At 44.8% G+C, this 12,651-nt stretch carries 11 protein-coding genes; 3 read left to right on the top strand and 8 right to left on the bottom strand.

The genetic code is table 11. The annotated features are described in order from the left end of the window. The coding region (gene safA, locus ADA55_RS25490; protein WP_048688986.1) for a SafA/ExsA family spore coat assembly protein at positions 1 to 1,405 on the bottom strand (1,405 nt) is incomplete at its 3' end. A 359-nt stretch (positions 1,406 to 1,764) separates the two neighbouring features. On the opposite strand from safA, the gene ADA55_RS25485 reads away from it, so the two are divergent. Continuing rightward, complete coding sequence (locus ADA55_RS25485; protein WP_048688982.1) at positions 1,765 to 2,610, top strand: neutral zinc metallopeptidase; 846 nt, start codon at positions 1,765 to 1,767, stop codon at positions 2,608 to 2,610. 403 nt (positions 2,611 to 3,013) lie between these two features. Here the strand turns inward: ADA55_RS25485 and nadA are convergent, their stop codons facing one another. Genes nadA through nadB form a run of 3 tightly spaced genes read right to left on the bottom strand, consistent with a single transcriptional unit; the run spans position 3,014 to position 6,532 of the window. Further along, positions 3,014 to 4,120: a quinolinate synthase NadA gene (nadA, locus tag ADA55_RS25480; RefSeq protein ID WP_048688980.1), complete on the bottom strand. Its 1,107-nt coding sequence runs from the start codon at positions 4,118 to 4,120 to the stop codon at positions 3,014 to 3,016. After that, positions 4,117 to 4,968: a carboxylating nicotinate-nucleotide diphosphorylase gene (gene nadC, locus ADA55_RS25475; protein WP_048688978.1), complete on the bottom strand. Its 852-nt coding sequence runs from the start codon at positions 4,966 to 4,968 to the stop codon at positions 4,117 to 4,119. The genes nadA and nadC overlap by 4 nt, the downstream gene beginning before the upstream one ends. Next, positions 4,949 to 6,532, bottom strand: coding sequence for an L-aspartate oxidase (nadB, locus tag ADA55_RS25470; protein ID WP_048688974.1), 1,584 nt, complete (start codon positions 6,530 to 6,532; stop codon positions 4,949 to 4,951). The genes nadC and nadB overlap by 20 nt, the downstream gene beginning before the upstream one ends. A 103-nt stretch (positions 6,533 to 6,635) precedes the next feature. On the opposite strand from nadB, the gene ADA55_RS25465 reads away from it, so the two are divergent. Together ADA55_RS25465 and ADA55_RS25460 are read left to right on the top strand one after the other, a co-directional pair. Continuing rightward, a complete protein-coding gene (locus tag ADA55_RS25465) occupies positions 6,636 to 7,763 on the top strand; it encodes an IscS subfamily cysteine desulfurase (protein WP_048688972.1) in 1,128 nt (375 codons plus the stop codon). 49 nt (positions 7,764 to 7,812) lie between these two features. Beyond that, positions 7,813 to 8,343, top strand: coding sequence for a transcription repressor NadR (locus tag ADA55_RS25460; RefSeq protein ID WP_048688970.1), 531 nt, complete (start codon positions 7,813 to 7,815; stop codon positions 8,341 to 8,343). Between the two features lie 59 nt (positions 8,344 to 8,402). Here the strand turns inward: ADA55_RS25460 and ADA55_RS25455 are convergent, their stop codons facing one another. From ADA55_RS25455 to obgE, 4 genes are all read right to left on the bottom strand, one after another. Beyond that, positions 8,403 to 9,095 carry a DUF6944 family repetitive protein gene (locus ADA55_RS25455; RefSeq protein ID WP_048688967.1) on the bottom strand — a complete coding sequence of 231 codons (693 nt, stop codon included), beginning with the start codon at positions 9,093 to 9,095 and terminating at the stop codon, positions 8,403 to 8,405. Between the two features lie 364 nt (positions 9,096 to 9,459). Continuing rightward, on the bottom strand, positions 9,460 to 10,335 hold the full coding sequence (gene pheA / locus ADA55_RS25450; protein WP_048688964.1) for a prephenate dehydratase: 876 nt from the start codon (positions 10,333 to 10,335) through the stop codon (positions 9,460 to 9,462). Positions 10,336 to 10,843: 508 nt separating this feature from the next. Next, positions 10,844 to 11,293 (bottom strand): ACT domain-containing protein, encoded by a 450-nt coding sequence (locus ADA55_RS25445; RefSeq protein WP_034308837.1) that lies wholly within the window; start codon positions 11,291 to 11,293, stop codon positions 10,844 to 10,846. Between the two features lie 40 nt (positions 11,294 to 11,333). Next, complete coding sequence (gene obgE, locus ADA55_RS25440) at positions 11,334 to 12,623, bottom strand: GTPase ObgE (RefSeq protein ID WP_048688961.1); 1,290 nt, start codon at positions 12,621 to 12,623, stop codon at positions 11,334 to 11,336. Between the last annotated feature and the right edge of the window lie 28 nt (positions 12,624 to 12,651).

Raw genomic sequence — 12,651 nt, 5'->3', positions numbered from 1 at the left:
CGTTTTGACCGCCCATCATCATGCCTGGTGGCTGACCTCCGTTTTGGCCGTCCATCATCATGAATGCTTCCGATTCTACTGACTCATCATCAAATGGATATTGCATATCCATTCCCATCTGAGATTCTTTAGGTGACATCCCAGGGGATGGGGCCTGTTGCTGTGATTGAACGGATTGATATTGGTGATAATCCGGATGGTGATGTGCATTGGCATCCATCCCTTGGTTCCCTTGATACTGTCCCTTCACTTCCGGTCCATAAGTTCCAAGCAGCCCCTTATTACAGCCGCAATCTTCCTCTTCCTCACCGGCAGTCTGTGAAAACTGAGGGAAGTTTTGATTATAGGAAGGTGATTCGCCTGATGACTCATAATCTTGTTGCATATATGAACCTGCTTGGGGTTGTTGATTCATCCCTCCATAATAATGGTGCGGAACCGGTGCGGAGGCTTGATATGGATAATATTGCTGGCTTGGTGCATTCATGCTCGCCCCTTGGACAAATCCTTGATCCATCATTGGCATGTCAGGAGATTCTCCCCAAATATCAGAGCTCTCTTCCATCATTTGATAACCATGCATTTCCGGAGCCGCCTGATACCCTTGAACGCCTTGGTATGGGGCTTGCATGCCTTGCATGTGCATCTGCGCCCACGGTGGCGGTTGAATGCAATAGCCGCTTCCAGGCAAGATTGGCGTTACTGGAATACAATCATCCACCGGCTCATCCTGAGCTGACTGTACAGCTGGCTTTTTCTTCTTCTTTTTAGTGACTGCAGGCTCTTCTTTTTTCTTTGGTAAAGGCGGTGGTGCAGGAGGCTTTTGCACACTCATATTGGTCATGTTGACCATATAATAATTATTGACATCGATTTCTGGAATTACCGGCATCGGCACCGGCATTTCTTTTGGAACGACTTTTTCCTTTTCTTTAATGATAGGCTTTGGCTGAATGATTTGCTGCTCTTTTTTTGGTTTTTGAACGATTGGTTGCTCTTTTACAGGCTGTTGAAATTTCGGTTGCTCTTTTACGGGCTGTTGAAATTTTGGCTGTTCTTTTACCGGTTGTTGAAATTTCGGCTGTTCTTTTACCGGTTGTTGAAATTTCGGTTGTTCTTTTACTGCCGGTTTTTGCATAATTTGCTGCTCTTTCATAGGTGCTGGCTGAGCCTGATACGGTAGAATTTGGGATTCTTTCATTCCCGGCTGAATATTCACGTTTGGTTTACCCGTTTCTTTTATTACAGCTCCGGATGTCCCTGGAATTTTAATTTTCATTCCGGGCATCATCATGTCCGGGTTGCTCAATTGCGTGTTAACTTTTTTAAGTTCTTCAAAACTGACGCCGTATTTTTTGGCGAGTTTCCAAAGTGTATCGCCTTTTTGGACTATATGAATTTTCACGCTGTTAACCCCTCCTGTGCATATGTCCATATATTCTATGAAGCAGTGGGTGAAATGCTATTATTTTTATCATGAAAACTTATGCGTGAAAAATGACTTTTATGATTGGTTCAATGATTTTAGGGACATGGAAGCTACTTTTTTGGAGAAGAAATAAATGATATGACATGTTAAAAAAGGAAATCCCATTGCGTTCATTCTAAGAGAGGAGGCAATGGTTTTTTAGTTAGGAAGACATCATGTTCTGAAATGCTTCTTTCAAGCTTCTGTCTAAATTCAGGGAAATCCGGGTATAAGAAAGTAAATGGCCTAAGGCTTTGTCTTCAGGTACTTATCTTACATTCCTGGGGGGAATAATAATGAAATGGAAAGGTAGACAGGGCAGCTCGAACGTCGAGGACAAAAGAGGGATGAGCGGAAAAAGCATGGCCGGAATCGGCGGAGGGGTCGGATTGATAATTGTCTTGATCGTGACGCTCCTTGGCGGTAATCCAAGCGAATTGCTGGGCAGTTTGGATTCTACTGAATCGAACAATGGCAGCTCTTATGTCGAAACGGATGAAGAGAAGGAGCTTGCGCAGTTCGTATCTGTCGTCCTTGCAGAAACGGAGCAGGTCTGGACAGAGGAATTCCGTGAAAATGGACTGGAATATAGGGAACCTACCCTTGTCCTGTATTCAGGTAGTGTCGAATCGGCATGCGGGATGGCAGCTTCTTCGGTAGGGCCATTTTATTGTCCTGGTGACATGAAACTATATATTGATCTCAGCTTTTATCAAGAGTTGAAGCAAGAATTCCAGGCACCCGGGGATTTCGCCATGGCCTATGTCATTGCCCACGAGGTCGGACATCATGTTCAGACACTTTTAGGGACAACGGAAAAGGAAATGCCAGATCGGTCAAAGGTCAGCGAGACTGAATATAATAGGCATTCTGTCCGTCTTGAATTACAGGCCGATTATTTGGCGGGAGTTTGGGCACATCATGTCCAAGGAGAGAATTTGCTTGAAGAAGGCGATCTTGAGGAAGCCTTGAATGCAGCAAGTGGTGTGGGAGATGACCGTATCCAAAAAAAGGCACAGGGGTACGTGGTTCCGGACAGCTTCACGCACGGTACATCCGAACAGAGAAAACGGTGGTTCAATAAAGGAATTAAATCCGGTGATATGAATGAAGGCAATACTTTTAAAGCGAATAACCTTTAAAAGTTCTTACTTGTTTCAAAACATAAAAAAAGGGGGAGCTTGTCCCCCTTTCCCGACTGAAGACAAATTCGAAGAAAAGCGAGTTTGTCTACTTTTTTATGGTAACAATTATAGTCGATTTCCCCTTACCGACGACTGTCTGCCAAGCCGCCTCAAAGCAAGCGGCTGTGGGGTCTCGGCTAGCCCGTTATTCGGCAGGTGTGTCGCAATTTCCTTCCATCTTGTGAGTTTCAGCTAAAACAGTAAAAATACACGTGGATTACTCGGTCTTGTTTTAAAATCACGGCAATAATCCCTTGATAAAATTGTATTCGGGATAAACCATTCAATCCTCATTAGGTCAGCTAACTGAACGGGTGTCTTACCCCTCTTTCTCTTATGATTCAAAGTCTTTTGCACTAACTCAAACGCGTTCAAGCATTCTGTTTAAAGCCAGGATGGCATTATCAGCAATGCTCTTCTCCACTTTTATCGGATTGATGATTATACCTTCTTCAATGGATTCAAGCGCCCATAGCAGGTGAGGCAGATCAATCCGGTTCATTGTTAGGCATGGACACATATTCGGATTTAACGAGATGATGTTCTTGTCAGGATTATTGGCGATAAGTCGCTTGACAAGGTTCATTTCCGTGCCGATTGCCCAGGAACTGCCCGGTTCTGCGCTTTCGATCATTTTTATGATGTACGATGTCGAACCTGCATAATCTGACAGGGCGACTACCTCACGGCGGCATTCGGGATGAACGATGATATTCATTTCAGGCTGCTCTGCTCTAAGCGTTTCAATATTAGCCGTAGTGAAATTTTCATGGACTGAACAATGTCCTTTCCAAAGAAGTACCTTCAGATCTTCGAGTTCCCCTTCATAGATCAATTCATCTTTATGCGGATCCCAAACGGCCATTTCATTCAATGGGATTCCAAGGTCAAAGGCTGTATTCCTCCCCAGATGCTGATCGGGAAGAAAAAGGATTCTTTCTTTTTGCGCGAGGGCCCACGAGACCATCCCTTGTGCATTGGAGGATGTCACCGTCGCCCCGCCATTTTTCCCTACAAAAGCTTTGATGGCCGCGGTGGAATTAACATAAGTTAGCGGAAGGATCGTATCGCCAAATAAATCCTGAAGCTTTATCCACGCCCGTTCCGTTTGTTCAATATCCGCCATATCCGCCATGGAGCAGCCTGCACGCATATCAGGAAGGATAACCGTCTGCCCTTCTTCGGTCAAAATATCGGCTGTTTCCGCCATGAAATGCACGCCGCAAAACACGATATAATCCGCTTCTCGATTTTGCGCGGAAAGCTGGGCCAATTGAAGTGAATCCCCCGTTGAATCCGAAAATTGAATGACTTCCTCCCGTTGATAATGATGGCCTGGGATATAAAGACGGTTCCCGAGTCGCTTCTTGATGTCATGGACCCGATTCTCCATCTCTTCCTTTGTCATCGTTTTATACTTTTCAGGCAATGTATTTCCTGCTGTCTTAGCCATCTCCAATATATTCATTTCAATATCCCCTCACGTTCTTTGACCTTTGCGCTGATATCAAGTGCCCTGACACTGTGCGTCAAGCTGCCCAACGAAATATAATCTACCCCTGTTTCCCGATATGAGGCTAGATTGTCTAAATGGATTCCTCCAGAAGCTTCAGTAATGATGTGGGCGGGAACCAATTTAATCAGTTGCTTGATTTCTTCGGGGCTACGGTTATCGAACATGATGATATCTGCACCGGCTTCCACTGCTTCAAGCACCTGTTGTGGTGATTCCGTTTCCACTTCCACTTTAGTGGTATGTCCCAGTTTGGATTTTACCGTTTGTACCGCTTTCGTTATGGACCCAGCGAAAGAAATATGGTTGTCCTTTATCATGACTGCATCATATAAACCATAACGGTGATTGAATGCCCCGCCTGAGCGGACCGCATATTTTTCAAGCATCCGCAGGCCTGGTGTAGTTTTCCTCGTATCACACGCTCTCGTCTTCGTCCCCGCTAATATCATGGCAGCTTTATGAGCCTGTGTCGCAATTCCGGACATACGCTGCACTAAATTCAAAACGACCCGTTCCCCTTTTAAAAGAGAGGCCATATCGCCGGTCATTTTTGCAAGCTGCTGTCCTTCTTCAAAAACTTCTCCATCTTTAACAAAAACGCAAACCTCGATTTGCTCATCCAACAATGCAAATCCCGTCTGGATGACGTCCCCTCCACTAAAGACCCCGCCTTCTTTTGCGATGAATGTCAAGGTTCCTTGTTCACCTTGGTCAAAAATCGTATCGCTCGTTACATCGCATTCCCCTATATCTTCCATTAAAAATTGTTGCAGCATCTGCTTAAGCTTCAATATATTCATATAGTTGTCTCCCCTTCACTCGGTTTTTCACATCCGTGCAGGCAAGGATAACCGAATTATCAAGCCATTGGGTGTCATCTTCGCTTGGATAGTCACTGCGGAAATGACCGCCCCTGCTTTCCGTCCTGGTCAATGCGGATTCGGCAATCAGCCACGCCACGATGATGGCATTGATTTTCGTTATTTCCTGTATCGGTAATGCCGTCACTTCCATTTGCAGCAATTTTTCGATATTAAATGTCTCAAGATAATCCTTCAGTCGAGTTAAACCCGCTTCATTTCGGACGATTCCCGCTTCGTTCATTAATTTTTCCTGCAATGTCGTGAAATCAGGTAAAAAGGAAATTTGGCTGGAACACTTGGACTGCTCTTTTTCTTGCGGTATTGACCTTGATGGCACTTTAGCAAGGAAACGGCCTAGCGTATTTCCAAAAACCAGTCCTTCGAGAAGCGAGTTGCTTGCCAATCGGTTTGCACCATGTACACCAGTGCATGCCACTTCACCAACTGCATACAAAGAGGGTACTGAGGTTTGCCCCGATTCATCCACTTCAATCCCTCCCATTAGAAAATGGTTTCCAGGTGCAACCGGAATTTTCCCCAATTCAAGGTCCAGCCCGCTTTTTTCACATAATGAGGTCACTGTCGGAAAACGATTTTTAAAATCCTTGATCATCGAAATATCCAAAAATACCTTTTCACCGCGCTGTATATAAGAAAAGATCGTCTGTGCAACAATATGCCTTGGTGCTAGATCCTTCAAGCTATGGACATCCTCCATGATTGGCTTTCCCGTTTCCGTCACTAATCTCGCACCATCCCCGCGAACCGCTTCTGAAACCAGACCTTTCGCTTTGCCATTTACAAAAAGCAGGGTCGGATGGAACTGTATGAATTCCATGTCACGAACTTTTGCACCAGCCTTGAATGCAAGTGCGATTCCATCACCTGAAACCATTTGTGAATTTGAAGTGAAATGGTATAGGGAGCCACAGCCGCCTGTTGCCAAAACCGTCTGTTCAGCATGATAGGTTACGAGTTCCCCTGCCTTATCAAGTGCTTTGACGCCTATGCAAGAATCATCTTTCCCGATGATCAACTCCACTGCAGTAACATCCTCCATCACAGTAATCGATGATTTTTTCAAGCAGCCTATAAGATGTTCCATGATGTACTTTCCGGTAGCATCACCGTGACTATGGAGGATTCTTCGTTCACTGTGGGCGCCCTCCATGCCAAGCAATAGAGTTCCGTCATGATCATGGTCAAATTGCATACCCGATTCTATAAGTTCAGCTATAACCGAAGGTGCCTCTTCGACGAGTTTTTCCACTGCCTTCACTTTGTTATATCTCTGACCAGCCGCCAGCGTATCTTTTTTATGTAAGGATACTCTGTCACGATCAGATATTGCAGCAGCAATCCCGCCCTGAGCTAAATATGAATTACCATGACGGATATTTGATTTTGTGATGAGTATCACATGCTTATGCTCACTTGCTTCCAATGCCGTTTTCAAGGCAGCAATCCCGCTGCCTATCACGATGATTTCCGCTTTTACCATTATTTCATTCCTCCTGTTTATGACAGGTGTCTTGACAACTATATTTACATATTATTAAACTATTATCAAGAGTTTTTTAAGATTAAAGGATGGAAGTGATTTCTTGATTTATTTGGATTACGCCGCTACAACACCGATTGACGAGGAGGCTCTCGAAGTATTCAGCCAAGCATCCCGGAAGTTTTTCGGGAATGCGAGCAGTTTGCATGATATTGGCTCTGAAGCGGCACGTTTATTGGATATGTCACGGCAGCAACTCGCAGAAATGCTGAACATAAAAAAGGAAGGAATCATCTTTACGAGCGGCGGATCAGAAAGCAACATGCTTGCGATAGATACATTCATCGCTTCGAAACCATCCTGGCAGAACCACTTGATTGTAAGCCGGACTGAACATGCATCTCTTGCCAATTTCGTCGAAAAGCTTGAACATGATGGCTTCGAGGTTACTTATTTACGGCATTTGGAAGATGGCCGTGTTGATATTGAACATCTGCAGGAATGCATGTCGGAGAGAACATGCTTGGTCATTGTCCAACATGTGAATTCGGAAATCGGGGTCATTCAACCCATTGAGCAAATAAGTGAAATCGTTCGAAAACACCAGGCTTTTTTTCATGTGGATTGCGTCCAATCATTTGCTAAATTACCGCTTGGCAAGATAGCCGCCTCATGTGATGGACTATCCGTTTCCAGTCATAAAGTTTATGGTCCAAAAGGGACTGGGGCCGTCATTTTCCCGGCCATCCATCAGTTGAAGGCTTCGGTACCGAACATCACTCATGAATATGGTTTCAGACCAGGAACAGTGGACGTCCCCGGGATAGCCTCCTTCGTGACCGCTGCTAAGAAATTGGGCGACATCATGGAAGATGAACGAAAACGGATTTCAGCACTTAGGACGCAATTGATTCAACGGCTGACGGAAAGGAAAATCGATTTTCAAATCATCGAAGCAAAATACGAGCAATTGCCTCACATACTGGCGCTGACCTTCGCTGGATTGCAAGGACAGTACATCATGCTGGAATTAAACCAGAAAGGATTTGCCGTTTCGACGGGAAGCGCCTGTCAAATCGGTAAACAGGATCCTTCAAAAACGATGATGGCCATTGGAAAAAGCGAAGATGAAGCCCATCAATTCGTCCGCTTTTCCTTTGGCAAAAACACGACGGCCGACGACATTCACAAGTTGGCGGACTGCATCGAAGGAATAGCTTCCATTCGATAAAACCCTCCAATCTGTGTTAGAATGTTTGTAATTAAAGAGGTGAATGTTTATGGAAAGAAAGAAATTACTTGGGGAAGAAAGACGGACGAAACTCTTACATTTATTGCAAACAAGCACGGAGCCTGTAACGGGCAGCGAGCTTTCGCAGATAACGAATGTAAGCCGGCAGGTTATCGTTGGTGACATAACCCTCCTGAAAGCGCGGAATGAACCTATCATTGCCACAAGCCAAGGCTATCTGTACCTACAAACGGGGAGCACGCAGAAGCCGGAAAGGATCATCGCTTGCCAGCACGATCCTTCCCGGACCCAAGAAGAACTATATTTACTAGTGGATATCGGCATCACGGTGAAAGATGTCAAAATCGAGCACCCCGTATACGGCGACCTGACCGCTTCCATCATGGTCAGCAGCCGGAAAGAGGTCCAGCAATTCCTGTCAAGGGTGACGGCAACGAATGCATCGTTTTTATCGGAACTAACGAGCGGCATCCATCTCCATACACTGAGCGCATCATCTGAAGAACTGCTCGACGAAGCGGAGAGCGCTTTGAGGGATGCCGGCATTTTAGTCGATTGAATGAACGAAAAATCCTCAAAAGATAGGGCTTTTGAGGATTTTTTTATGGGCCCTCATGCTCACTCATCATTGGAATTGCTTTCATTTGAGCTTCCATCGCCGGAGTTTTCATCTTCGTTACTTCTCAACTGCCCAATAAGGCTAATGACGGAACCGACCGCCTGAACCCAGCCCCCCATCACTTGGATTAATTCTGCATCAGATTGCTTCTCTTCCAAATAAGGATATTGATATTTTTGCTGTTCCTGCTCCTTATCTTGTTCTTCTTGTTCTTGATCCTTATCTTGGTCTTTTTCTAGAATGCTATTTTTAAGTTCGGCAATTCCACCCATCGCTTGCATCGAATTCCCAATCGCCTGCAACAAATTTCCCGTAGCATTGAAGGCCTGTTCCGGTTCATCCGGATTTTCGTATGCCCCCGCCAAAGCGGTTCCTCCGCCCAACGCTTGGATCAGATTGCCTTTGATGATTAATTCCTGTTTCGTTATTTCATCAAAATCAATGACTAAACCTAAGATAACAGTCGAATTCCCGATCGCCTGTATTATATTCCCGAATTTATCTAGAGACCAGGTTTCTTCCGCGTCGGCCAATAAGGCATTTCCTGTTGCTTGAAGTTCATTTCCAATCAAATCCAAGTTCTTACGAAATTCTTCGTCCAAGACATTGGATGGTGTACCAGCAATAGCTGAAATGACGGTTCCTATCGCTTGGGTCCACGAACCGAAAGTTTCTTTGAATTGATTATCCATCTCTGCTGACCACCACCCTCTCTCTGCATTTTTGATTAAAAAGGCGCATCTACTGAATTGGTTTCCAAAATATGTATTTATTTGTTCCACATGTGGCCTACCGAGATTTACTTATTGTATTTGCTTTTTGCACAATCTGTGTTTGTTTTGCTTCCAGAATCCTGCTGCCTATCTATATATATTTCATAAAATGACAGCCAACCCTTTTAGGAACTTGTACGCAAGCGGCATACAAAAAGCTTAACGAATACCTCACTAAAAAATGCCCCGGGAAAATTTCCGGGGCATCTTCCTATTCATTGGATAAAACTTAGCTGCGTATGTACCATTCATCATTTTGAAAAAAAATCTCACAAATGATGAATTATCGTTGCGGTACACCAGTTTGGACTTTAAAGCATGTATAGCTTCCCATGATCGATACCGTACAACCTAAGGCCTCGAGCTCAGAGATCGCTCCTGGGATCAGGACATCGTCAAGGGACATTTCTATGTCGATGATGAAAAAGTAATTGCCTAATCCAGTTTTCATGGGTCTTGATTCAATCTTGGAAAGGTTAAGTTTCCTCCAGGAAAAAGCGGAAAGCACTTGGTGCAGCTGCCCTGAGTGGTCGGCAGGCAGCTGAATCATCAAGGTCGTTTTCTTATCCCCTTCAACGATCAAATGCCCTTCATAGTCGACTTCACTGTTGGATACGACGATAAACTTGGTGTGATTATGTTCATAATCGTGAATATTTTGTTTGGCAATCGTCAAACCGTACTCCTCTGCAGCCATATCATTTGCAATGGCAGCAATATTGATATCGGGATTCTCCATCACCATCTTAGCAGCGGCTGCTGTGGATGTGACATACTCATATGGAATGCCCCTTAGCTCATTATGTAGAAATTTGCGGCATTGAGCGATGGCATGGGAATGCGAATAAACCATGTCAGGTTTGAAACCAGGGTATGCATGATCCGGATGCACCATATAATGCTGTTGGATTGGAATCGTCACTTCGCCCTTCATCGGCAATGTGACTTCATGAACTAAGTAATCCATCGTTATATTTACCGAACCCTCCAAAGCATTCTCGATCGGCACGAGTGCGTGATTCACTTCCCCGTCCCGAACAGCATCAAGGCAGTCCGGAATCGTGTTCATCGGTATTTTTATATCATTAGGAAATAGTCGCGATACAGCTAAATCCGTGAACGTTGCTTTTGGTCCAAGAAATGCAATTTTTGCTGTCATATTATAAACTCCTTTTCACGGAAAATCTATTGTTTATGTTATGCCATTTTCTGATTTTTTACAATAGTTAATCGTTAATTTCCTCTTACAAATGAAAACAGCCTGAAGACAAACCCGATAATAAATGAGTTTGTATTCAGGCTGCTTTAGGTTTTTAAACGTTGACGTTGATTTCCGCTCCAGGACTCGCTTTCCGCGGGCGGTCCGGTAGCCCGTTGGTCTTTAGGTTACGGTTTCCATGATAAATGCCTTGCTTCTCAACGTTCGCTAAAATTATGAGCCACGCTTTAAAGATACCGACCTGTTTGAACGGATTTACTATTGCATCTTAATGAAGGCTTCCGGATTATTTCGCGGAGCTACTATCGTCCCCAACATAAATCCATTACGGTCTGCACCGCATGAAACGAATAGGCAAACTTTTTTGTTCAGTATCAGTTGGAAAAGGTTCGGGAAACCTTTTATCTACAAACTGACAGCCTGTACATGTGTAATGTACAGGCTGTTATCATGCGCCGTTACCAATGATTTCGACTTTTTCGACGAACTCCATTTTACGCAGTTTAGTGAGCAGTTCATTAATATCCATCGTCATCCCACCCGTATTCAGGGATAAGGTGACATTTGCACGTCCCTGTAAAGGAATCGTTTGGTGGATGGTCATGATGTTGCAACCGGATGAGGCGACGAGCCGTAAAAGCTCCGATAGAGTACCAGAACGATCTTCAAGATAGAAGAACAGTGTAATCAGCTTTTCCTTAACAACTGTATGAAACGGAAAAACCGTGTCACGGTATTTGTAAAAAGCACTCCTGCTTAGGTCCACTCGCTGTACCGCTTCCCAAACTGATTCCGCTTTTCCCCGTTCAATCATTTCTTTTGCATCCAGCGTTTTTTTCATCGCTTCGGGAAGAACATCCTCTCGAACGAGGAAAAATTTCTGATCGGACTTATTCAAACTCCGCACGCCTCCTTTTGCCTGCCATCATGGTCTCCAATCAATCAACAAATTCAAATTCATATTCAAGGATACGGACGATATCGCCATTTGTCGCACCTTTTTGGCGAAGGCCTTCGTCGACTCCGAATGAACGAAGCTGTCTGGCGAAACGACGTATGGACTCTTCACGGGTGAAGTCAGTCATTTTGAATAGACGCTCGATCTTGAATCCTGATACGGCAAAGCTGCCATCGGGTTCGCGTTCAATGTTAAATTCATCCGACTGTGATGTATGTTTATATAGAACCCGGTGGATTCCAGTATTCTCTTCTTCATGTTCAAGAGGGAACTCAGGGGTCTCTTCGATTTTATCAGCGATTGCATAAAGAAGCTCACGGATCCCTTCACGCGTCACGGCAGAAATAGGGAAGACAGGATAGTCTTCTTCCAGCTTTTCTTTGAAAGCAGCTAAGTTATCTTCTGAGTCCGGCATATCCATTTTACTTGCAACAATGATTTGCGGACGTTCAGTCAAGCGCAGGTTATACTCTTCCAATTCTTTATTGATTGTTTGGTAGTCTTCGTATGGATCCCGGCCTTCGAGACCAGACATATCGATTACATGAACGATTACCCTCGTTCTTTCAATATGGCGCAGGAATTGATGTCCAAGTCCCACTCCTTCTGAAGCACCTTCGATCAGACCAGGTAAATCGGCCATGACGAAGCTGCGGTGATCTTCCGTTTCCACCATTCCGAGGTTCGGTACGATCGTTGTAAAATGATATTCGGCAATTTTAGGCCTTGCTGCGGATACGACAGAAAGCAAAGTGGATTTCCCTACACTTGGGAAACCAACCAAACCGACATCAGCCAACAGTTTCAATTCCATGACGATATCGCGTTCTTGGCCGGGTTCGCCATTCTCCGCGATTTCGGGAGCAGGATTGGCAGGCGTGGCAAAACGGGAATTTCCCCGGCCTCCGCGGCCACCTTTGGCGATAACGGCGCGTTGTCCGTGCTCAACTAAATCAGCAATGACTTCCTTCGTTTTATCATCGATGACAACGGTGCCAGGTGGAACCTTGATGACCATATCTTTTGCAGCCGCACCATGCATGTTTTTCGACATGCCATGTTCTCCGCGAGGTGCCTTAAAGTGACGTTGGTAACGGAAATCCATTAATGTACGCAAGCCCTCTTCCACTTCAAATACGACATTGGCCCCATTACCGCCATCTCCGCCAGCTGGTCCGCCTTTAGGTATGAATTTCTCACGACGATAAGCAACTATCCCGTTACCACCGTCTCCGCCTTTTACATAGACTTTCGTTTGATCGACAAACATGCTATCACTTCCTTGTTTTCTGCAAGTC

Source organism: Bacillus sp. 220_BSPC (assembly GCF_001054655.1).
Taxonomy (GTDB): Bacteria; Bacillota; Bacilli; order Bacillales; family DSM-1321; genus Peribacillus; species Peribacillus frigoritolerans.
Note: the sequence above shows the minus strand (reverse complement) of the source record. Positions and strands in the feature narration are given on the sequence as shown.

Coding starts and splice junctions, on each gene's coding strand:
- nadC (WP_048688978.1), bottom strand. CDS start 4,968: ATGAATATATTGAAGCTTAAGCAGATGCTGCAACAATTTTTAATGGAA.
- obgE (WP_048688961.1), bottom strand. CDS start 12,623: ATGTTTGTCGATCAAACGAAAGTCTATGTAAAAGGCGGAGACGGTGGT.
- nadA (WP_048688980.1), bottom strand. CDS start 4,120: ATGAATATATTGGAGATGGCTAAGACAGCAGGAAATACATTGCCTGAA.
- ADA55_RS25485 (WP_048688982.1), top strand. CDS start 1,765: ATGAAATGGAAAGGTAGACAGGGCAGCTCGAACGTCGAGGACAAAAGA.
- pheA (WP_048688964.1), bottom strand. CDS start 10,335: ATGACAGCAAAAATTGCATTTCTTGGACCAAAAGCAACGTTCACGGAT.
- nadB (WP_048688974.1), bottom strand. CDS start 6,532: ATGGTAAAAGCGGAAATCATCGTGATAGGCAGCGGGATTGCTGCCTTG.
- ADA55_RS25455 (WP_048688967.1), bottom strand. CDS start 9,095: ATGGATAATCAATTCAAAGAAACTTTCGGTTCGTGGACCCAAGCGATA.
- ADA55_RS25460 (WP_048688970.1), top strand. CDS start 7,813: ATGGAAAGAAAGAAATTACTTGGGGAAGAAAGACGGACGAAACTCTTA.